Here is a 19994-nt window from a genome sequence, read left to right as displayed (position 1 = left end):
GGCCGATCAACGGTAAGCTGTCAAAAATATTTCAGCACTACGTATATCAACAGAGCGATATAAACACGCAGCATATACGATTTTACTTTTTTCTGGGCTTTGCTTTCCAGATTTTTGCTTTCAGTCCACCCCAAAACAAGAAAAAGGACAAGGACCGTCCGGGTCAGATAATGATATACCATTCCCCATTGTTCCCTATAGCCCACAGCATCAAAGAAAGGCGACAGATAAAAAGCTAGGAGCAGTTCCGCCAGGCCAAGCAGGCCAAACATTACCCGCCAACCTGTTGCCGTTTTTTTCTCTGCAGCCTCCCTTATGACATAATAAAACGTCCGTAGAGCCCCCAGAAGGAAAAAAATACTCATGATCATGGTTTATATGCCTTTATGGTTTTGCAGCCAATGACCATATGATCTCCTGAATTGAACAGGATGTCCATTTTGATTTTTCCGTTTTGCTGCCTTGTGGTGACACTAAAAATATAGGACCCCTTTCCCCAGGGCTCCCGGCAGCTCATGAGAAAAGCATAGATGTCCAGCGCCTCCACCGCGACCCTGGCAGGGGAATCGGCCAGTTGGATCATCAGATCGGCCCGTTTATTTCCGTAATCCAGACTGATGGACAGGATTTCCCCATCATGGAAATTCAGTTCACCAAAATTATATTCATTTTCCATGTTCATGCCTTTCAAGTGGACAGGGCTATTCCTCCACTTTCACCTTCATCCCCACTTTCACATAGGGCTTCAACTTCTGCAGATCTTCATTGACCATCCGGATACAGCCTTCAGAGGCCCGGGTGCCGATGGAAGCCGGGTCGTGGGTGCCGTGGATGCCGATACCGTCCCATTTTCCCTTGCTCAAGTTACGGGTATCCAGGCTGATGAACCAGGGACCGTAGGCGTGCTGGATCACCCCTTTGCCGTCATGGAAATCGTGGGACCAGCTGGAAGCATCGATGATTTCATCCACCGGAAAGGTTCCCTCCGGGGTCTTCCTATCTCCGCTCACCTGCTTCTGCCCAGGATTCTCCCCCAGGGCCACCGGCCATTTGGCCACTGGATTCCCATGATCCAGGAGATACAGGGTGAACTCCCCTTTTTTGATCAGCAGAGAGTAGTCATGGGGTTCCGGGGTTTGGCGAATCTCCCCGGTAACAGCTGTCTCAGCCGGGGGTGCAGCTGCCTGTTCCGCCTTCTGGCTGTTCCGGCAGCCTTTGATGCCAAACCCCACCGCCAGGAGCAGGACCAGGAGAAAAAAGACACCCCAGGCTGGACCTTTCCATCTCCGCTTTTGATAAGCGTCGTGATATTTTCCCATGGTCTTCCCCTCCCTTCCTGCAGCCGGTTACAGACGCCGGCAGAACTGGGTCGAAACATACCCAGTTTGGCCGTTATCCCGTTTCACCTGGTACCAGTTGTTCTTCCGCCCGGTGATCTCTACGGTTTCGCCTTCCTCGAAGTAGTCCACGATATCCGTATTCGTTCCCGCACCGGCCCGGAGCCGCACGTCGGTACCGGTGATCTTCCCATAAGATTTCTTGGTCTCTTGCTGGGACTTTTCTCCCTGGCCAGCCGCCTTGGCTTTGGACTGTTCCTTGGGAACCTCCTGCTTTTTCTCTTCCTGTGTCACCGACGTTTTGGGTCCAGCCGTACTTTTTCCATCCTTCTGCTGGGCAAAGAAGATTCCCGCCCCTGTCGCCAACAGGAGCAGCAGGACCACACCGGCGATCCATTTTTTCTTTCCGCTGCCTTGGGACGGGACCCGCTGGGGTTGGAAGGCGGCTGCCCCTTTCAGTCCTGGCTGATTTCCGCTGTTCCCCGGCTGTCCGCTACCGGCCTCTCCAGCTTTCGGCTGAGCCGATGCCGCAGGGTTCCCTACCGGAGTACCGCAGACCGGGCAGAATTTTTCCTCTTCACTAAGCTGATTCCCACAATGGGGACAATACTTGGCCATCTGTTTTTCCTCCCGCCCCTTTAGTCTGCATCCTTATCATTGATCTTGGTAGATTTGATCTGGACACTGATCAGGGTGGGGTCCTTTTGTTTCACGATCCCTACACATTTCCCCTTCACATTGACGAAATCGCCGGTCTTCAGGCTGTTGACGATGCTGGCCCGTTTAGCCGGCACATCCACCAGCACCTGATAGGTCTTGCCGCCGTTATTCTTGCTTTCCAGGGTGACGCTGTAATTCTGGGAATTGTTGAACTGCCCCTTCCACTTCACCTTGCCGGAAAGCTGGACAGTCTTGCCCTTGTATTTCTTATCTCCCGCACCTTGATCCCGGATATAATCATTGACCATTTCGTTGGATTTCACTTCGATGGGCTTACTGCTGCCCCCAAAGGCAAAGAAAAGGCCCAATATCACCACGATAGCTCCGACGATAGCCAGGATCTTCTTTTTCTTTCCATTGCCTTCGGGTGGCGCTGGAGGCATCTGGAAATTCTGGAAGCCCCTATTTCCCCCGCCGTTCTGGCCTTCCTTCACCGTTTCTGCCACCACCACTTCGGTGGAAGTTACTGGAGCCTGCTCAGGCTCGGCTGCTGATCCGGCGCCTCCCGGCGTTCCCTCCGCCGGTTTGGCTTCTTTCAGCCGGTTTCCGCATTCGGTGCAGAAATCATTGTCCGCCGGGTTCACATGGCCGCATTTGGGACATTTCACCACCGGGTCCTGTTTGGCGCCACACTGGACACAGAACAAGGCATCATCTTTCAGTTCGCAGCCGCACTGTTTGCATTTCTTAGACATAACCATATCCCTCCGTTCCGGAAACCGGCAAAGCCCGGGATTCCGTCATTTTCTTTCTGATTCTTATTATACGCAGAAAAAGGGGAATAGGAAAGAGGGTGTTGCACGTTGCGTGCAACACCCCGGTCTCATGAGCCGCATAGCGGCTCGGTCTCGGGTCTCGAGCCGAATGAGAAATTTGCAAGCAAATTTTTTGAATGTACAAACCCTAATCTGCTAACGATAAGATATTCGTTTCTATATCCAGCACGATACTGGTTCTACACCTTCAAAAGAACCTGGCCATGGGGACAGGTTCTATCCAACGGCTCGAGACTCACGACTCGAGACCCGAGACCTCAAAAAGAGGCTGTTGCGCATGCAACAGCCCCTCTTTCAGCAGCAGCTCCTACAAATTCCACACAAACGCGGCCAACTGCTTCAGCCCCGGTTCCAGGCTGGTCATGTCCAGTTCTTCCTGGAGGGTGTGGGCGCCCTTCCCTTTGCTGATGCCAAAAGCGATGGCCGGGATGTTTCGGCTGAGAGGGATATTGGCATCGGTACTGCTGGCGCTGAATGCTGTCTGCAGCCCGGCCCGTTTCCGGATCGCGGTGATTCGGTCATAGATTTCGTGATGTCTCACGCCTTCACTGCAGGGGCGCTCTCCCAAGAGCAGGGTCTCGATCTTCACATCCACTCTCTGGTGGGCTTTCAGGATGGCCTGGAAAGAAGCATCCAGCTTTTCCAGCTCCGTATGGGAAACGGACCGCATGTCCACGGTGAATTCTACCTCAGCAGCAATGGAATTCACCGTAGTCCCGCCCTGGATAGTCCCCACATTGTAAGTGGTCCGGGGATCCTGGGGCACCTGGAGGGCATAGAAATCCCGGATGATCCCTGCCGCTTCGTTGATAGCGTTGGCTGCCCCGAAAGCGGCATAGCTGTGTCCCCCGGCGGTGACCACATGGACGGCATAACGCCGGGATCCTACTGCCAGATCCACGAACCGGTCATTGTTCCCGTCCACAGCCATGAAATAGCTCAGCCTGTCCCCAAAGGCATCGGTCAGTGCCCGGCTCCCTTTCAGGTTCCCCAGGCCTTCTTCCCCTACATTGAAGGCAAAGACCGCTGGGGTCCGGAGCTTCAGGTTCAGCATCATCCGGATCAGGAACAGCAGGGCCGCCACATCGGAACTGTTGTCCCCGCAGGAAGGGGCCCTCAGGGTATGGCCGTCGATTTCCGGCATGATCTTCTCCACCCCGGCAAAGACCGTATCCATATGGGCCGTGTACAGGGGGAATTTTTCCACCCCTTCGATGCAGTGAGGATAGATCACATTGCCGGCTTCGTCCTGGTAAGCCCCTTGGGCTCCCACGGCTTTCAGCTGTTCCAGGATCCACTGAGCCTTTTTTTCTTCTCCTCCAGTAGGAGAAGGGATGGTGATCACATCATACAAAGTCTGGATATATTCCGGCATCCGGTTGTGGATATAATCCTCCACCATTTTGCGCAGCACGTCATTCATGGGCATGGCTCCTTTCGTATTTTTCTTCCCTTATTCTACCCCAAATTCTTCCGGAATAAAACTGCCGCCAGCCACAGAGTCAGGACGGCCACCACGGTCATAGGCAGCAGATCCAGGGCAATGGCCCCCAGCCCAGCTCCTTCGAAATAAATCCGGCGGATAGCATCCAAGGCGAACCGGAGAGGATCCCCGTAGGTAAGGAACTGGAGGAATTGAGGCATGTTCCGTACCGGAGTAGCCACCCCGCTCAAAAGGGCATTGGGGATCAGATACACATAGGTGTAGACCTGAACCTGCTGCATAGAGCTGCATACAGAAGAAATACTCAGCCCAATGCCGGTGGAACTGAGAAAATAGATGAACAGCACCAAGTACAGGGTCAGATAGGACCCTTCAAAGGGCACCTGGAACCAGAACAGATCCAGCAGCAGGAGCAGGGTCCCCTGCATCATCCCCACCAGCACTGGGGGAAAAGCTTTCCCGATCAGCAGCACCAAAGGCGGTGCCGGGGTCACCAGCAGCTGTTCGAATGTCCCTTCTTCCCGTTCCCGGGCTACGGACATGCCGGCCAGGAGGATCACCTGGGCAAAGCTCATGAGGCCCAGGATCCCAGGAGCAAAATACCACAGGGTCAGCTGGTTGGGGTTGAACCAGGTCCGGGCTTCCACAGAAAGGGGCGGATGCTGGCCCGTCCGGGCTTCCAGCCACTGCTGGACAACCCGGGAGGTATAGGCGGAAGCCAGGCTGGCGGTCATAGTGTTCCGGCCGTCGGTGATCACTTGGAGCGGGGCCTTTTCACCTCGGGCCAGTTTTTCTTCAAAATCCACCGGGATGGATAGGACCACCATCACTTTTTCCTGATCGATGGGTTCCTGGATCTGGGCTGTATTCTGGATATCTGCCACCCGTTGGAAGAAACGAGTGCCGTCCAGGGTGGCCAGAAGAGAGGTGGAGGCTTCCGAATGGCTTTGGTCCAGCACTGCATAGGTCACATTTTCCACGTTGAAGGTGGCTGTATAGCCGAAGACCACCCCTAGGACCAGGGTGGGAATCACCAGTACATACCGGAAAGCCTTGTCTTTCCAGATGGCCAGCAGTTCTTTCCGGCAGATGCACCGGACCTGCTGACAGAAAAGCTGCCATGGACTCATTTACTCCACCTTCTTTCGAATGGTTTTCAGGGCCAGGCCCAGGAACAGGGCCATGAAGAATACCAGAAACCCGGTCTGGGGCAGGATCACCGGCCACAGATTCCCAGCCAGGAGCAAGGTCTTCAGCACCACCAGATAATGCTTGAAGGGCAGGAATTCCCCGATCCACTGGACCCACTGAGGGGTAGCCCGGAGATCGAATAGGAACCCGGACAGCATGATGCTGGGCAGGAAGCTGACCAGGAGGGCTATCTGGATGGCCATGAACTGGGCCTTGGTCACCACGGAGATCAGCATCCCCATGCCCAGGGCCGTCAAGAGGTACAGGATGGACATGAAAACCACTAGGGCCAGGGAGCCCACCAGAGGCACCTGGAACAGGAATCGGGACAGAATCAGGCACAGGAACACCCCCAGCATGGCGATGCAGAAATAAGGGATCATCTTGGCCACAATGATTTCCCCTTTTTTCACCGGGGTCACAAAAAGGGATTCAAAGGTGCCCCGTTCATATTCCCGGGCCATGACTCCGGCGGTCAAAAGCACCCCCACCAGGGTCACGATCATCAGGATCAGTCCCGGCAGGAAGTACCAGGTGCTTTCATGGGCATCGTTGAACCAGAGCCGGGTCTCCAGGTCCACAGCTCCCATTCCCCGGCTGGCCATCTGCCGGGCGGACCACTGGGCCGCCGCCGTTTCCACATAGCTCTGGACGGTCATGGCGGTTGTGGTATCCGTGCCGTAGAGCAGCAGCTGGAGCCTGCCATCCCCCTGATGGAGCTGCCGGGTGAAATCCGGGGGAACCCGGAGGATGGCATCGATTTTCCGTTGTTCCAATGCCCACACTGCCTGATTCATGCTGGTCAGGTAGGTGGGCTGGAAATACTCCGATCCATCCACGAAATCCACCACCTGCTGAGCTTCCGGGGAAGCATCTTCCAGCACCACTCCGATAGGAGCATGTTTCACATCCAGGCTGATACCGTACCCGATGACCAGGATCAGGATCAGGGGCAGCAGCAGCCCCATGGCCAGGCTGGAATTGTCCCGGAGCACCTCCCGGAACTCCTTTACGGTAAGGGCCCGGATCCGGCGCAGTTTCTCCTTCACGATGCAGCCGCCTCCTCTCCCCGTCCCCGGTGGACGATTTCGATGAACACATCATCCATATTGGCATCGGGCATCCCCAGGTCCGCCCGGATCCGGGTGGGACTCCCCAGCACCAGGCATTTGCCCCGATCCTGGATCATGATCCGGTCACAGTATTCCGCTTCTTCCATGAAGTGGGTGGTGATGATGATGGTGACCCCCCGGCAGGCCAGATCTGTGATCTGCCGCCAGAACATCCGACGGGCCAGGGGATCGATGCCACTGGTGGGTTCATCCAGGAACAGGATCTCCGGTTCCTGGAGCAGGGCACAAGCCATGGACAGCCGCTGTTTGTAACCTCCCGGCAGGTCCCCGGCATTATGTCCCTCCTGCCCGGTGAGCTGGAATTCCTCCAGCACTGCCTGGATCCGCTCCTTCAATTTCTGAGGTGGCAAGCCGTAGATTCCCCCGTAGAACTGGAGATTTTCCAGTACACTGAGTTTGCTGTACAGGGAGAATTTCTGGGACACATAGCCGATCTTGGCCCGGGCCTGGGTACGGGCCGTCCGCAGGTTCTCTCCGGCCACGCTGAGGACTCCGCTGGTAGCAGGCAGCAGACCGCAGAGCATCCGGAAGGTGGTGGTCTTCCCTGCTCCGTTAGGCCCCAGGAGCCCGAAAACCTCTCCTTTGTGGACGTCAAAGGAAGTATGGGACACCGCTGTGAAATCTCCGAATTTCTTTACCAGATCCTTGACGGTGATGCTCACATCATTTTGGGTAGGGTCAGAGGGCACCTTGTCCAGGGGAGCCAGGGAGATCCGTTTTTCCTCCAGGTTGGCCGCCTGGTGGAGCAGGATCATAAACCCGTCTTCCACCCGGGGCGGCACGGCTTTAGGCACCAGATGCCACCGTTCCAGGGCCGGCAGCACCGTTCCCGGATGGGCAGCGATATAACGCACCGTACCGCTCTGGGGCACCGCATCGATGATTTCTTCCTTATCATCCAGCAGAGAGCCCTGGAGCACCCGGTAAGGCAGCCCTCCAGGAGGATCCACTTCAAAGCACTTTCCTGCCGCCACCTGGCTGAGGCCATCCGGAGTCCCGTTGAACAGGATGTTCCCTTCATTGAGCACATACACTTCATCGCACATGGCCGCTTCGTTCATATAGGCCGTACAAACAATGACGCTCAGATGTTCCTCCTGGACCATCTGGTTGATGATGATCCACAGATCCTTCCGGGACAGGGGATCCACCCCTACAGTGGGTTCATCCAGCAGCAACAGATCAGGAGACCGGACCAGGGTACAGGCCAGTCCCAGTTTCTGCTTCATGCCTCCGGACAGCTTCCCGGCCAGTCGGTCAGTAAAGGGGGCCAGTCCGGTCATATCCAGCAGCTTGGCAAAACGGGTTTTCCGCACGTCATCCGGCACCCCGTGGAGGTCCGCATACAGGTCCATGTTCTCCTGGATGGTCAGATCCTCATAGAGGCCGAATTTCTGGGGCATGTAACTGATCCGGGACTGGATTTCCGAGGCGTCCTTCACCGAATCCAGCCCCAGCACCTTCAGGCTTCCTCCGGTGGGATCCATGAGCCCGCAGATCAGCCGCATGGTGGTGGTCTTGCCCGCCCCATCCGGACCGATCAAGGCCGTCATCTTTCCTTTTTTTGCCAGGAAATCGATCTGTTTCAACGCATGGGCCTTTCCCTGCTTATCATCAAAGAGTTTGTCCAGCTTCTCAGCCTGGACCACCCATTCAGTCATGGCTCTGCTCCGTGTCGATTTTCACCGTGGCGGGCATTCCCATCCGCAGCACATTGTCCGGATCGGTCACATAGACACGGACTTCGTACAGCAGGGAAGTACGCAGCTCCGTGGTCTGGACCGTCTTGGGGGTGAATTCCGCCGTGGAGGAAATGTAGCCGATCTGCCCTTCGATGGGAGCCTTGGGATGGCTGTCCGTATAGATCTTGGCCTTCATCCCTTCATAGATCCGGCCCAGATCCTTTTCGCTCACATAGACCCGGACCCATTTCTTAGCGTTCAGGGACAGTTTGAACACCGGTTTCTGAGGAGAAGCCATATCCCCTACTTCCAGCAGCCGGGACCGAATGACCCCATCCGCCGGGGCCTTCAGTTCCGCCTGGCTCAACAGGTAGTCGATGTGCTTGGCATCTTCCTGGAGTGCTTTCAATTGGGCTTCTCCGCCGGCCACGTCTTCTTCCCGGGGACCGGCCTGGGCTTTTTCGTATTCCTGCCGGGCCGCTTCCGCCTGGGCCGCTGTCACGTCCACCTTGGTCCGTGCCGCATCCCGGTCCTGTTTACTGACGGATTTTCCCTGAGAAGAGGCAAAGGCATTCTCCACCCGTGCCAGGTCCTGCCGGGCCTGGTCGGCCTGAGCCGCCGCTTCATCAGCTTTGGCCCGGGCCGCCTCCAGATCTTCTGCCCGGGTGCCGTTGTGGAGTTTGTCCACCACGCTCTGCTGGGCGGCGATCTGGGCCTGTAGCTTGCTCTTCTTGATCTTCAGTTCTTCCGTATCCAGCCGGGCCAGTACCTGGCCCTTTTTGACCTTGTCCCCTTCTTCCACTAGTTCTTCCGCGATCCGGTCACTTTCCCGGAAGGCCACCGCCACTTCCCGTACATCCACATTGCCGTAGAGCGTCAGCTGCCGGGCGGCTTTTTTGGCCTGGTACTGCTGGTATCCGTAGCCTCCCAGCCCGCAGGCCAGCGCCACCACGGCCACCGCTGCTGCCAGTTTCTTTTTATCCTGTAAAAGTGTGTTCCAGAATGCCATCATTTACCCTTCCCTTCTGCCCTGCTGATTTGTGCCTGTTCCCCGTCCGACAAAGGTTTCCAGCCGCCGCCCAGGGCTTTGTACAGATGGATCAGATCCGCCAGTTCCTGGCCCCGGCTCCGGTTCTCCTGCCGTTTCATGGTCAGCAGGGTCCGTTCGCTGTCCAGCACCGGCTGGTAATCGCTGAGTCCCGCCTGGAACCGGTTTTCCGCCAGTCCAAAGGCTCCCTGGGCGTTGTCCACCCCGGCGGACAGCTTGTCCTTCCGCTCTTTTTCCTGGACGATGCCGGTCATGGCGTCCTGGACTTCTCCGGCCGCCTTCAGTACCGTATTTTCATACTGGGCCTGATATTCCCTGGCCCGGGCATCCTGCAGCTTCACATTCTGCCGCAGCTGCCCTCCATGGAACAGGGGAAACGTAAAGGAAGGAGCAATGGCAAAGGAACGGGCCCCGGACCCGAACAGGTTCCCCCCGCCCAAGGTGATCAACCCCAGGAATCCGCCCAGGGTGAACCGGGGCTTCAGCTCGGCCCGTGCTTCTTTGGTCCGGGCAATCTGGGCCTCCAGCCGTTCTTCCGCGGCCCGGATATCCGGACGCTGGCGCATCAGGTTGGCGGGAATGGCATGGTACAGTTCCGGATCGATTTCCGGCAGATCTTCCGGATCCAGAAGATCATTCAGCTGGCCCGGTTCCGTTCCCGTCAGGATGGACAGCCGGGTGAGGGTTTCCTGGATGGCCTGCCGGGTCCTGGGGATTTCCGCCTGGGTATTCTGTTCCTGGGTCCGCATGGCTTCCAGGGGATAGGCACTGATCAGTCCCGCCTGATAGTTGGTCTGGAGCAGATCTGCCTTTTCCCCTTCCAGGGCTGCATGGCGTTCCAGAAGATTCAGATCCTGCTGAAGGGTCCGGAGGGATACATAGTTGAGGGCCGTCTCTGCACTGAGGGTCACCCAGGTACTGTAGAGTGCTGCATGCTGGGCCGCCAGGTTGTGGGCAGCACTCTGCTTCTTGGCTTTCAGCTGTCCAAAGAAATCCGGTTCCCAGGACGCATCGATACCCAGCCCGGCCACGGAAGAATTCCGTTCGGGCGGGTTGATGACCCCGGGATAGGGGCTCATACCGCTGATTTTGTCATTGACCCCCTGGGGGGCTTCATAACGGCCATAGGTCCCTCCCACGTTCAGCCAGGGCAGGGCTTCCCCTTTGCTGATGCCCAGCTGGGCCCGGGCTTCTTCCACCCGTGCCTGGGCCGCCCGGAGATCCCGGTTGTTCTTCAGGGACAGATCGATCAGAGCATCCAGTTTGGGATCCTGGAAGGTCTTCCACCAGTCTGCCAGCTGCTGTTCTGTCAGAGAGGCCTCCGGCGTAGTCCGGTCATAAGCTACCGGATATTTCTGGGCCAGTTCCGTCCAGGAGGGCATTTTTTCTGCTTTGGGCTGAGGATCTTTTTTCCCTGCCAGCACCGTCTGCATCAGCCCCGGTGCCAGGGTCAGGGAAAGGCCCACAGCCATAGGTTTCCACCATTTCATGGCCATCGCTCCCATCTGTATCGATAAGATAATTATTTGTTCGATTAATTATACATTTCTATTATAGCCCAAAACTGGCTCAGTGACAAGGTGGAGAAAAAGGGGTTGCACAATCCGAAAAGTTTTGCTATACTTCGTTTTAGTTAGCAAGCCCTAACTAAAATGGCTTATTTATTTCTATAAAGCTTTTTTATTTTATTCCTTGATTAGTCATTACTAACTTTTGAGGAGGTCCACTCTATGACCATCACGCTGGAAAAAGAACTGGTGCGCCAGTGCGCACCCACCCTGGCCGGGCTGAAAGCAGCCAGCCTGTTCCGCTTTGTGTTCCGACCGGAAGACAGTCCATTTGCCCAGATTGCCGAAATCCGCCGCAGCCTGGAACCCAAGGAAATTCATCTGGAAGTCCTGAGCTATGACTGTATCCGGCAGAGTGCCCTCCTGTATGTGTACCGCCCCCACCGGCTCAGCATCCTTCTCCAGGATCCGGAAAGCAGATCCTTCCTGAATCGCCAGGGCTACGGGGGTACCACCTGTCGGGAGATCCTGGACCAGATGGCCCTACGCCTGGCACGGCGGGACCCCTTCCCCCATGAAATCGGCATCCTGCTAGACTATCCTCTGGAAGATGTGAAAGCCTATATGGCCTCCCCCCGGGACAAAGGTGTTTGTTCCGGGTGCTGGAAGGCCTACGGAAACCGGGAACGGGCTGCTTGTTATTTTGCCAAATGCCAGAAATGCACCCGGATCTACTGGCGCTGTTACCGCGCCGGCACTCCCCTGAGCAAGCTGGCAGTGGCTTAAATAAAATGTTTGTCAGCCGGCCTGGCCGGCGGAAAGGATGGATTGAAATGAGCAAAATCGCAGTGGTATTCTGGAGCGGCACCGGCAATACGGAAGCCATGGCCAAAGCCGTGGAAGAAGGGGCCAAAGGCAAGGGGGCAGAAGTGGTGGAATACAATGCCGCCGCTTTTTCTTCTGGTGATGTGGCTCAATACGACGCCATTGCCTTCGGCTGCCCGGCCATGGGGGCGGAAGTCCTGGAAGAAGGAGAATTCCAGCCCATGTGGGATGAAGTCAAAGGCAGCCTGAAAGGCAAAAAAATCGCTCTGTTCGGCTCTTACGGCTGGGGCAGCGGGGAATGGATGGACAACTGGAAAGCCGAAGCGGAAGGAGAAGGAGCCATTCTGGCCGCCACCCCTGTCATGGCCAACAACGCTCCGGACGATGAAGCCCTGGCTCAATGCAAAGGGTTAGGAGAAGCGTTGGCGTAAAAAAACAGGATAAGGGGGTGTTGCACAAGCAACACCCCCTTTGATTTGCTTGTATATTCTGAATTTCTTAATCCATATTGACAAACTAGGAAATAAAAAGTAGAATTGAACCAATTTCAAAATCCATCTGCGATGAAGGAAAAGAGTAAGGAAAGGAAACTGGGGCAGCGAGCCCGGACAGTGGAAGCGGGTACAGCGTACTTTCCCCAAGTGCATTCTGGAGCAGGCAAGGCTGAAAATAGTAGGCCTTCCGGGTACGCCCGTTACCGCGTGCAGAGTAAAAGAAAAGATACTCTCAAAGGCCAGGGCGGTGACGTTTTGGCGAAGTTGGGTGGAACACGGTCAGATCGTCCCATGTGCAGAAGAAGCACAGGGGACGATTTTTTTATTCGGCTTATTAGGAGGCAGCCATGATCAAATTCATCGATATCTGTAAAACTTATACAAGCAAGAAGCAAACTGTCCAGGCCCTGGATCATGTGAACCTGACCATCCAAGACGGGGACATCTACGGCATCATCGGACTCTCCGGCGCCGGGAAATCCACCCTGCTCAGCATGATCAACGGGCTGGAGGTCCCCACTTCCGGATCCGTCCTGGTGGACGGGGTGGACATCCCCAAACTTTCCTTTTCAGAGATGCTCCAGAAACGCCGGAAGATCGGCATGATCTTCCAGCAGTTCGAACTGCTGGATTCCAAGACCGTCCGGCACAACATCTCACTGCCCCTGATCATCGCCGGGGAAGACAGGAAAACCATCGAAGCCAAAGTGGACAAGATGCTGGAGTTCGTCCAGCTGGAAGACAAGGCGGATGTATATCCGGACCAGCTTTCCGGAGGACAGAAGCAGCGGGTGGGCATTGCCCGGGCCCTGATCACGGAACCCTCCATCCTACTCTGCGATGAAGCCACCAGTGCCCTGGATCCGGATACCATGGAATCCATCCTGGATTTATTGAAAGAAATCAACCGCAAGCTCCACATCACCATTGTCATGGTCACCCACCAGATCTACGCCATCCAAAAGATCTGCCACAATGTAGCCGTCATGGAAAACGGGCGGGTCATCGAAGAAGGCAATGTATTCGACATCTTCAGCAATCCCCAGCAGCGGATCACCCAGAACTTCGTCCGCAGCGTGATCCCCGATCAGATCACGCCGGCCGTCTGCAGCCGGGTCCGCAGCGAAGAAGCGGATAATTACGAAATCCTCCGGCTGAAATTCACGGGGGACAACGCCCTGGGAGACCTGGTCTATCAGATCAACCGGAAATTCCTTAACGTACGGACCCGGATCATCCATGCCATGGTCACAGAACTGGATGAACAGACCCTGGGGATCCTGATTCTCCAGGTCATTGGCCCAGAAGAAGAGATCCAAGCTGTAGAAGCTTTCTGTAAAGAAAACCGAGTCCTTTGTGAAGAGGTGAAATGCCAATATGGATTATGAATCGATCATAAATCTGGCGAAAGAACACTTTTACCAGCTCCACCGCCACCCGGAACTGTCCGGAGAAGAATTCGAGACCACCCGGCATATCAAAGAGTTCTTGGACCGCCACGGCATCCCCTATTACGACCTGCCTCTGGCAACCGGTGTAGTGGCCCACTTGGGAAACGGACAGGGACCTGTGGCAGCCCTGCGCTGTGATATCGATGCCCTGCCCCTCCAGGAAGAGACCGGCCTGCCCTACCAGTCGGAAGTCCCCGGCTACATGCATGCCTGCGGCCATGATTTCCACACCGCCAATCTCCTGGGGACGGCCCTGGCCCTGCAAGCCGGCGGGCCCATCGAGGGTACCCTGAAACTGATTTTCCAGCCGGCAGAAGAGAAATTGAACGGAGCCCTGAAGATTTTGGAAACCGGGATCCTGGACGATGTACAGGTGATCTTCGGGCTCCACTGCTGTGCCGCCTATGGACGGGGAACGGTCATCTCCCGCCCCGGTTTCATGAACGGAGCAGTGGATGAATTCCAGGTGTCTTTCCAGGGAAAAGGCAGCCATGCCTGCCGGCCCCATCTCAGCGCGGATCCGGTCATCATGCTGGGCCAGTTCATTGCCTCGGCGCAGACCATCGTCAGCCGCAACCGGCCTCCTTTCCATCCTATGATCGTAGGCATTGGCCATGTGGAAAGCGGCAGCGCCGCCAATATCATCCCCGACAAGGCCTTTGCAGAAGGGACCATCCGCTCTTTGTACCCAGAAGACAGGACCATGGCCAAAGAACGGCTGCAGACCTTGGCGGAAGGGATCGGCCGGGATTTTGGAGGATCCGCCAGTATCCGTTTCTTAGAAGGTCCCCCTGCCACCAACAATACGGCGGATTGGGTGGACTTCGTCCGGGCGACCGCCTGCCAATGCAGTCTGCCCTTTGCAGAGGCCCCCGACTCGCTTTCCGGAGAAGATTTCGCTTTCTATCAGCAAAAGATCCCCGGGGCTTTCATCCAGATGGGAACGGGAATCGGTCCCATGATGCACAATTCCCATTTCGCCATCGATCCGGAAACCTTCCGGCAATCCATTCCCTTCAGTGCAGCCCTTCTCCGGCAGGCCTTAGCAAAGCTGTCTGCCGGCAGCCGGCCCTGCACCCTTTCCTGAAAGAGGTGACCTATAATGTTTGCCAATTTACCCTGGGGCGATTTGGCCCAGGCTCTTGAAAGTACCTTGTTCATGGTGGGCTTTTCCCTTGTAGTAGGCACCATCCTGGCCACCATCCTAGCGCTCGTCCTGGTCCTGACCAATGAAGGAGGCCTTTTGGAGAACAAAGTGGTCTATACCCTTTTGAACTCTGTGGTCAGCTTTTTCCGCAGCCTTCCCTTCATCATCCTGATGACCTTCATCTTTCCTTTCACCAAGTTCATCGTAGGCACGAGGATCGGCGTAAAAGCTGCTCTGGTCCCCCTGGTGGTGTTCATCGTCCCCAGTCTGGCCCGTCTCTATGAAAACTCCCTGCTGGGGGTGGATAAAGGGATCATCCGTGCCGCCAAAGCCATGGGCGCCAATTACTTCCAGATCGTCCGTTATTTCATCCTGCCGGAAGCCAAAAGCTCCATGATCCTATCTACCACCATCGGCACCATCGGCCTGATTTCCGCCTCTGCCCAGGCCGGTGTCATCGGTGCCGGCGGGATCGGGGACATGGCCCTGACCTACGGCTATGAACGGATGGATGTGCCAGTGATGCTGGCCACCGTATTCATCCTGGTGGTGTTTGTCCAAATCGTCCAGTTCCTGGGCAATTATTTCTCCAAACGGGCCCGGAACCATTAAAAAAGGAGTTGTTCATGATGAATCTGACTGTATTCCGTAAAAAAAACCTGCTGAAGCTAGCTAGTGTCCTGGCCCTCAGCACCCTGCTCCTGGCTGCGGCCGGCTGCGGCAGTTCCAGCAAAGAAGCTTCTTCCGGCAAAGCCAAGGAAACCAAAGAACTGAAGTACCGGGTGATGCCCACCGCCACTTCTGACCTTTTCGATGGAGGTATCAAACCCATCCTAGAGAAGAAGGGCTATAAACTGACCCCGGTGAAGATCACCGATTCCATCCAGCGGGAAATGGCCCTGGATGAAGGGAAGATCGATTTCCATGTGGATGCCCACAAGGCCTGGATCGACCAGGTGAACAAGAGCAAAGGGACCCACCTGACCGCCATCCTGCCCCTGCCCACCGTGCCCACTGCCATTTATGGTGGCAGCAAGAAGACCCTTGAAGAAGTGGCTCCGGGAGATGTGATTGCCATCCCCAATGATGCTTCCAACCTGGCCCGTGCTTATCAGCTGCTGGAACAGCTGGGCTGGATCAAACTGGATCCCAGCAAGGACAAAGACCATGTGACCGGGAAAGACATCGTGGAAAATCCCAAAAACCTCCAGTTCAAAGAAATGAAGGGACCGTCCATCAACACCATCCGGTCCGATGTGGCCTACATCATCCTGAGAGGTTCCGACGCCTACAACGCCAAGATCGATTTCAAGAGCGCTCTGTTCGCCGAAAATCCTGATTCTATCAAGGATTCCATGCGGATTGCCCTCTGCATTGCAGATAAGAACAAGGACGCCCAGTGGGTGAAAGACATCATCGAAGCGTACAAATCTCCGGAATTCAAGGAATATGTAAAGAAAACCGGCAGTTTCTGGATCCTTCCAGACTACATGAAATAATGAGAAATGACATTACAGCGATAAACAAAAGGAGGAAATGAAAATGGCAATGAATTTAACAGGTTCCTGGGTAGCTATGCCCATCCCTTTCAAAAAGAATGGTGACATCGATTTCGACGGATTCAAGGTCCTGATCGACCGGCAGATCCAATACGGGACCAATCAGCTTTTCGTCCTGGGCTCCGCAGCGGAAGTCACCCTGCTGACCCCGGATGAAAAAAAGGAGATCATCAAACAGACCATCAAGATCGTGGATCATCGGATCCCCGTCTTCTTCAGTGCCGCTTCCAATGACACCCAGGGTGAGATCGAAATGGCCAAATTTGAAGAAGAACAGGGGGCAGACGGTGTCATCTTTACGGTTCCCCCTTACGTATTGATTCCTCAGGAAGACGCCTTCAAGCATCTGGATACGGTGATGAGCGCCACCAGCCTGCCGGTGGGGATCTACAACAACCCCTCCCGCTTGGGCGTCCAGGTAGAACCGGAAACCATTGCCCGTCTGGCGGAACGCCACCCCAATTTCGTAGTGGATAAGGAAGCCACCGGCAGCAACTACCAGCTGGTCCAAGTCCAGCGGCTAACCAAAGGGAAAGTCAAGATCATGTGCTGCGACTCCCCCTATTACTCCATCGTCCTGCCCACCCTGGCCGTAGGCGGCACCGGCCTGGCCAACATCGGCGGGAATATCATCCCGGAAGAAGCGGCTAAGTATGCCCGTCCTTGGACCAGCATCGATATCGTCAATGAAGGCCGGGAAGAATACTTCAAGTACTTCCCCCTGCTCTGCGAACTGTACGAAGTCTCCAATCCAGTGGTGATCAAGGCCGCCCTGAATCTCCTGGGCCTGCCTGGAGGCTATGTCCGCCGTCCCTACCAGGATTATGACGGAGAAGGGCTGAAACGGCTGGAGAAGATCATGACAGAACTGGGCGTCATAGAAAAATACAGCGTGAAATAAATGACGGAGTTTGCAGAAGTCTTCGTCGACCAGGGCCAGGATATCCGGAAGACCATCGAAGCCTTCGTCATCGAAAAAGGCTGGAAAGAAGTGATCGTGGTCAATGCCATCGGGTCTGTGAAAGACCTAATCCTGGCCGCACCCATCCGCAACGAACTTCCCCTGAAAGTGGGCCGGACCCCCTGCTATGGTGCCGCGGAGATCCTTTCCTTCACTGGAGAGATCATGGTCAAGGATCGGATGGATCCCCAGCTCCGCCAGGTATATCCGGATACGGACAGTCCTCTCTTCATCCACATCCACGCCAGCTGCGCCAGAGCCGGCGGACAGGTCATGGGAGGAGGACTCTGGGGCGGCACAGCCTTCCGGAGCCTGCGAGTGTTCCTTCGGCCGTTGGAATGAAGGGAATGGCCTATTCTCCGCACCGTTACGGACACCGTCCTTGGAAAGCTGGTATTGCATAAAAAACGGGGCTGTGGAAACTGTCGGCCCTTGCTTGTCGACAGTTTCCCACAGCTCTTTTTTTACCCTTTAACTCCCAGACTGTGAGGTAGAGATGGACAAAAAAGTAAAAGAAGTATTCAACCGGACGCTGGCTCCTTTTCCAGGGGTGAAATGGGCCTGCTGTCCTTTGGATTTCTCCCAGTGGAAAGAATCCGGGAAATACAATTACGCCCTGCTGATCTATGCTCCCTACGATGAAATCATGACCATCTGGAAATATAAGGAACCTCGGCAGGCAGCCCAGAAGAAGCGCCGTTCCGCGGCCATGAAGGAGGTTGCCGCTGCGTTGGAAGGAGCAGCCAAGGCAGCTGGGATTCCTTTCCTGATTCCGCCAGTGACCCGGGACAATATGTCCCCTCCTTACAAAATGAGCCTCTCCAGCAAAGAAGTGGGCGTCCGTTCCGGGGTAGGCTGGATCGGCCGCAGCGATCTGCTGATCACCTATGACTACGGACCCCGGATCGAAACGGTCAGTGCCGTATTCTATGCGGACCAGATGGAAACCCGGCCTCCTGTCACAAAGAACCAATGCGGAGACTGCAACCTCTGCGTCAAAGCCTGTCCCTTCCATCTGATCACTGGCAAGGCCTGGAAGGAAGGCACGCCCCGGGAAGAACTCTTAGACTACCACAACTGCAGCGTCCAGCGGGATCTCCTGGGTCGGAAGATGGGACTGGGCCGGAAATTCATGTGTGCCCGCTGCCTGCTGGCCTGTCCCGTAGGCGTAGAAAATATCCAGAAACTGCACGCATCCCTGGAAAGAAAGGAGGAAGATGGATGTACTGCCTGTTCTGCCGATTCGTGAACCGGGAACTCCCCTGCCGCATCGTCTATGAAACGGACCAAGTGCTGGCCTACCAAGATTGGAACCAGTGGGCCGAGCTCCACATCATCGTATTCCCCAAAGCCCATATCGGGCTGAAGGACAAGGATATGGATGCCTATCAGCAGGCGGTGTCTGCTGTAGAAGCCGCTGTGCTGGAAATCGAAAGGATCTGCGGCATGGCAAAGGTCTTCCAGGTCATCCGCTGTGAGCGAGAACCCCATATCACCCAGAATCTGGACTATTTCCACTACCATATCCTGGGCAGTACCGACCCAGAGGCCCAGCCTCCAACAGATCTATGAACCCTTTCTCTTTGCAGAAAGGAAAACAAAAGAAACAAGAGGTGAATCTTCATGAAATGGAAAAAATCCTGACGGTCCTGGCTCTGTCCGCAGTCACCGCAGGTCTCCTAGCCGGCTGCGGCAACGACTCCAAGAAAACGGCGGAAGCCCCTGCTGGCTCAGCCAAAGTCCTGAAATACCGCAGGATGCCCACCGCTACATCCGACCTGTTCGAAGCCGGCATCAAACCTCTCCTGGAGAAAAAAGGCTATAAACTGGAAGCCGTGGGCATCAAAGATTCGGTACAGCGGGAAATGGCCCTGGAAGAAGGCCAGATCGATTTCCATATGGATGCCAATCCCAATTGGCTGGATGCCATCAATGCCAGCAAGGGGACCCATCTGATCGGAGTGCTTGAGATTCCCACCGTCCCCACTGGCCTTTATGCCGGCAGCAAGACATCCCTGGATGCGGTTGCCGATGGAGACACGGTGATCATCCCTAATGACGCCTCCAACCTGGCTCGCTCCTACCAGCTGCTGGAACGGCTGGGCTGGATCAAATTGAATCCCTCCATCAACAAGAACCAAGCTACCAAAACGGATATCGTAGAAAATCCCAAACATCTCCAGTTCCGGGAGATGAAGGGTCCCACCATTGCCAATATCCGTTCTGATGCTGCCTACATCGTCCTGAGAGGGTCCGATGCCTACAATGCCAAGATCGATTTCAGTTCCGCCCTGTTCCCGGAATCCGCGGATACTATGAACCCCCGGATGCGCATGTGTCTCAGCATCCAGGAAAAGAATAAGGAGCAGCCGTGGGTCAAAGACCTGATCGAAGCCTATAAGTCTCCAGAATTCAAGAAATTCATGGAAACCCAGAGCAAGATCTGGATCCTGCCGGATTATTTGAAATAGAGGAAGAGGCTGTTGCACGTCCTGTGCAACACCCCCGGTCTCATAAGCCGCATAGCGGCTCGGTCTCGGGTCTCGAGTCTCGAGCCGAATGAGAAATTTGCAAGCAAATTTTTTGAATGCACAAACCCTAATCTGCTAACGATAAGATATTCGTTTCTATATCCAGCACGATACTGGTTCTACACCTTCAAAAGAACCTGGCCATGGGGACAGGTTCTATCCAACGGCTCGAGACTCACGACTCGAG

Annotated in this window: 22 protein-coding genes; 11 read left to right on the top strand and 11 right to left on the bottom strand. The window is 55.5% G+C overall.

Annotated elements, in window-relative coordinates; all coding sequences use genetic code 11:
- Nucleotides 1-20: 20 nt before the first annotated feature.
- The 11 genes from ACTUHY_RS06495 to ACTUHY_RS06445 all read right to left on the bottom strand — a co-directional run bounded on the left by ACTUHY_RS06495 (nucleotide 21) and on the right by ACTUHY_RS06445 (nucleotide 10821).
- A complete protein-coding gene (locus tag ACTUHY_RS06495) occupies nucleotides 21-371 on the bottom strand; it encodes a hypothetical protein (protein WP_442827070.1) in 351 nt (116 codons plus the stop codon).
- Complete coding sequence (locus tag ACTUHY_RS06490; protein ID WP_442827069.1) at nucleotides 368-676, bottom strand: hypothetical protein; 309 nt, start codon at nucleotides 674-676, stop codon at nucleotides 368-370. Before ACTUHY_RS06490 ends, ACTUHY_RS06495 begins: the two co-directional genes overlap by 4 nt.
- Nucleotides 677-701: 25 nt before the next feature.
- The gene (locus tag ACTUHY_RS06485) at nucleotides 702-1319 is read right to left on the bottom strand and encodes a L,D-transpeptidase (protein WP_442827068.1); all 618 of its coding nucleotides are present in this window, start codon (nucleotides 1317-1319) and stop codon (nucleotides 702-704) included.
- A gap of 27 nt (nucleotides 1320-1346) precedes the next feature.
- On the bottom strand, nucleotides 1347-1955 hold the full coding sequence (locus ACTUHY_RS06480) for an SH3 domain-containing protein (RefSeq protein ID WP_442827067.1): 609 nt from the start codon (nucleotides 1953-1955) through the stop codon (nucleotides 1347-1349).
- Between the two features lie 20 nt (nucleotides 1956-1975).
- On the bottom strand, nucleotides 1976-2752 hold the full coding sequence (locus ACTUHY_RS06475; RefSeq protein WP_442827066.1) for a double zinc ribbon domain-containing protein: 777 nt from the start codon (nucleotides 2750-2752) through the stop codon (nucleotides 1976-1978).
- Nucleotides 2753-3140: 388 nt separating this feature from the next.
- Nucleotides 3141-4256: a M20/M25/M40 family metallo-hydrolase gene (locus tag ACTUHY_RS06470; protein ID WP_442827065.1), complete on the bottom strand. Its 1116-nt coding sequence runs from the start codon at nucleotides 4254-4256 to the stop codon at nucleotides 3141-3143.
- A 35-nt stretch (nucleotides 4257-4291) separates the two neighbouring features.
- Complete coding sequence (locus tag ACTUHY_RS06465) at nucleotides 4292-5407, bottom strand: ABC transporter permease (protein ID WP_442827064.1); 1116 nt, start codon at nucleotides 5405-5407, stop codon at nucleotides 4292-4294.
- The gene (locus tag ACTUHY_RS06460; RefSeq protein WP_442827063.1) at nucleotides 5408-6517 is read right to left on the bottom strand and encodes an ABC transporter permease; all 1110 of its coding nucleotides are present in this window, start codon (nucleotides 6515-6517) and stop codon (nucleotides 5408-5410) included.
- Nucleotides 6514-8262, bottom strand: coding sequence for an ATP-binding cassette domain-containing protein (locus ACTUHY_RS06455; protein ID WP_442827062.1), 1749 nt, complete (start codon nucleotides 8260-8262; stop codon nucleotides 6514-6516). The genes ACTUHY_RS06460 and ACTUHY_RS06455 overlap by 4 nt, the downstream gene beginning before the upstream one ends.
- Complete coding sequence (locus tag ACTUHY_RS06450; RefSeq protein ID WP_442827061.1) at nucleotides 8255-9295, bottom strand: HlyD family secretion protein; 1041 nt, start codon at nucleotides 9293-9295, stop codon at nucleotides 8255-8257. Before ACTUHY_RS06450 ends, ACTUHY_RS06455 begins: the two co-directional genes overlap by 8 nt.
- Complete coding sequence (locus ACTUHY_RS06445; RefSeq protein ID WP_442827060.1) at nucleotides 9292-10821, bottom strand: efflux transporter outer membrane subunit; 1530 nt, start codon at nucleotides 10819-10821, stop codon at nucleotides 9292-9294. The genes ACTUHY_RS06450 and ACTUHY_RS06445 overlap by 4 nt, the downstream gene beginning before the upstream one ends.
- A gap of 240 nt (nucleotides 10822-11061) precedes the next feature.
- Here ACTUHY_RS06445 and ACTUHY_RS06440 point away from each other — a divergent pair, with 240 nt between their 5' ends.
- From ACTUHY_RS06440 to ACTUHY_RS06390, 11 genes are all read left to right on the top strand, one after another.
- Nucleotides 11062-11625: a DUF3793 family protein gene (locus ACTUHY_RS06440; RefSeq protein WP_442827059.1), complete on the top strand. Its 564-nt coding sequence runs from the start codon at nucleotides 11062-11064 to the stop codon at nucleotides 11623-11625.
- A gap of 47 nt (nucleotides 11626-11672) precedes the next feature.
- Nucleotides 11673-12095 (top strand): flavodoxin, encoded by a 423-nt coding sequence (locus tag ACTUHY_RS06435; protein ID WP_442827058.1) that lies wholly within the window; start codon nucleotides 11673-11675, stop codon nucleotides 12093-12095.
- 410 nt (nucleotides 12096-12505) lie between these two features.
- Nucleotides 12506-13546, top strand: a complete 1041-nt coding sequence (locus ACTUHY_RS06430; protein ID WP_442827057.1) for a methionine ABC transporter ATP-binding protein — start codon at nucleotides 12506-12508, stop codon at nucleotides 13544-13546.
- Nucleotides 13536-14696: an amidohydrolase gene (locus ACTUHY_RS06425; RefSeq protein WP_442827056.1), complete on the top strand. Its 1161-nt coding sequence runs from the start codon at nucleotides 13536-13538 to the stop codon at nucleotides 14694-14696. The genes ACTUHY_RS06430 and ACTUHY_RS06425 overlap by 11 nt, the downstream gene beginning before the upstream one ends.
- A gap of 15 nt (nucleotides 14697-14711) precedes the next feature.
- Nucleotides 14712-15368, top strand: coding sequence for a methionine ABC transporter permease (locus ACTUHY_RS06420; RefSeq protein ID WP_442827055.1), 657 nt, complete (start codon nucleotides 14712-14714; stop codon nucleotides 15366-15368).
- Nucleotides 15369-15382: 14 nt separating this feature from the next.
- The gene (locus ACTUHY_RS06415) at nucleotides 15383-16255 is read left to right on the top strand and encodes a MetQ/NlpA family ABC transporter substrate-binding protein (RefSeq protein WP_442827054.1); all 873 of its coding nucleotides are present in this window, start codon (nucleotides 15383-15385) and stop codon (nucleotides 16253-16255) included.
- 43 nt (nucleotides 16256-16298) lie between these two features.
- Nucleotides 16299-17216: a dihydrodipicolinate synthase family protein gene (locus ACTUHY_RS06410; protein WP_278675359.1), complete on the top strand. Its 918-nt coding sequence runs from the start codon at nucleotides 16299-16301 to the stop codon at nucleotides 17214-17216.
- Nucleotides 17217-17618, top strand: a complete 402-nt coding sequence (locus ACTUHY_RS06405; protein ID WP_442827053.1) for a PPC domain-containing DNA-binding protein — start codon at nucleotides 17217-17219, stop codon at nucleotides 17616-17618. It begins immediately after the preceding gene.
- Between the two features lie 154 nt (nucleotides 17619-17772).
- Nucleotides 17773-18525 carry a 4Fe-4S double cluster binding domain-containing protein gene (locus ACTUHY_RS06400; protein WP_442827052.1) on the top strand — a complete coding sequence of 251 codons (753 nt, stop codon included), beginning with the start codon at nucleotides 17773-17775 and terminating at the stop codon, nucleotides 18523-18525.
- Nucleotides 18522-18848, top strand: a complete 327-nt coding sequence (locus ACTUHY_RS06395) for an HIT family protein (protein WP_442827051.1) — start codon at nucleotides 18522-18524, stop codon at nucleotides 18846-18848. The genes ACTUHY_RS06400 and ACTUHY_RS06395 overlap by 4 nt, the downstream gene beginning before the upstream one ends.
- 56 nt (nucleotides 18849-18904) lie before the next feature.
- On the top strand, nucleotides 18905-19747 hold the full coding sequence (locus ACTUHY_RS06390) for a MetQ/NlpA family ABC transporter substrate-binding protein (protein ID WP_442827050.1): 843 nt from the start codon (nucleotides 18905-18907) through the stop codon (nucleotides 19745-19747).
- The last annotated feature ends 247 nt before the right edge of the window (nucleotides 19748-19994 follow it).

This window comes from Acidaminococcus nyctereutis, assembly GCF_052216985.1.
GTDB classification, from domain to species: domain Bacteria; phylum Bacillota; class Negativicutes; order Acidaminococcales; family Acidaminococcaceae; genus Acidaminococcus; species Acidaminococcus fermentans_A.
This window is presented reverse-complemented; position numbering and strand designations above follow the sequence as displayed.

Excerpts from the sequence above, each read along its gene's own strand:
- ACTUHY_RS06415 (WP_442827054.1), top strand. The coding sequence starts at position 15,383 with ATGATGAATCTGACTGTATTCCGTAAAAAAAACCTGCTGAAGCTAGCT.
- ACTUHY_RS06475 (WP_442827066.1), bottom strand. The coding sequence starts at position 2,752 with ATGTCTAAGAAATGCAAACAGTGCGGCTGCGAACTGAAAGATGATGCC.
- ACTUHY_RS06435 (WP_442827058.1), top strand. The coding sequence starts at position 11,673 with ATGAGCAAAATCGCAGTGGTATTCTGGAGCGGCACCGGCAATACGGAA.
- ACTUHY_RS06480 (WP_442827067.1), bottom strand. The coding sequence starts at position 1,955 with ATGGCCAAGTATTGTCCCCATTGTGGGAATCAGCTTAGTGAAGAGGAA.
- ACTUHY_RS06470 (WP_442827065.1), bottom strand. The coding sequence starts at position 4,256 with ATGAATGACGTGCTGCGCAAAATGGTGGAGGATTATATCCACAACCGG.
- ACTUHY_RS06440 (WP_442827059.1), top strand. The coding sequence starts at position 11,062 with ATGACCATCACGCTGGAAAAAGAACTGGTGCGCCAGTGCGCACCCACC.
- ACTUHY_RS06490 (WP_442827069.1), bottom strand. The coding sequence starts at position 676 with ATGGAAAATGAATATAATTTTGGTGAACTGAATTTCCATGATGGGGAA.
- ACTUHY_RS06425 (WP_442827056.1), top strand. The coding sequence starts at position 13,536 with ATGGATTATGAATCGATCATAAATCTGGCGAAAGAACACTTTTACCAG.
- ACTUHY_RS06455 (WP_442827062.1), bottom strand. The coding sequence starts at position 8,262 with ATGACTGAATGGGTGGTCCAGGCTGAGAAGCTGGACAAACTCTTTGAT.
- ACTUHY_RS06405 (WP_442827053.1), top strand. The coding sequence starts at position 17,217 with ATGACGGAGTTTGCAGAAGTCTTCGTCGACCAGGGCCAGGATATCCGG.
- ACTUHY_RS06495 (WP_442827070.1), bottom strand. The coding sequence starts at position 371 with ATGATCATGAGTATTTTTTTCCTTCTGGGGGCTCTACGGACGTTTTAT.
- ACTUHY_RS06410 (WP_278675359.1), top strand. The coding sequence starts at position 16,299 with ATGGCAATGAATTTAACAGGTTCCTGGGTAGCTATGCCCATCCCTTTC.
- ACTUHY_RS06445 (WP_442827060.1), bottom strand. The coding sequence starts at position 10,821 with ATGAAATGGTGGAAACCTATGGCTGTGGGCCTTTCCCTGACCCTGGCA.
- ACTUHY_RS06430 (WP_442827057.1), top strand. The coding sequence starts at position 12,506 with ATGATCAAATTCATCGATATCTGTAAAACTTATACAAGCAAGAAGCAA.
- ACTUHY_RS06420 (WP_442827055.1), top strand. The coding sequence starts at position 14,712 with ATGTTTGCCAATTTACCCTGGGGCGATTTGGCCCAGGCTCTTGAAAGT.
- ACTUHY_RS06390 (WP_442827050.1), top strand. The coding sequence starts at position 18,905 with ATGGAAAAAATCCTGACGGTCCTGGCTCTGTCCGCAGTCACCGCAGGT.
- ACTUHY_RS06450 (WP_442827061.1), bottom strand. The coding sequence starts at position 9,295 with ATGATGGCATTCTGGAACACACTTTTACAGGATAAAAAGAAACTGGCA.
- ACTUHY_RS06465 (WP_442827064.1), bottom strand. The coding sequence starts at position 5,407 with ATGAGTCCATGGCAGCTTTTCTGTCAGCAGGTCCGGTGCATCTGCCGG.
- ACTUHY_RS06400 (WP_442827052.1), top strand. The coding sequence starts at position 17,773 with ATGGACAAAAAAGTAAAAGAAGTATTCAACCGGACGCTGGCTCCTTTT.
- ACTUHY_RS06485 (WP_442827068.1), bottom strand. The coding sequence starts at position 1,319 with ATGGGAAAATATCACGACGCTTATCAAAAGCGGAGATGGAAAGGTCCA.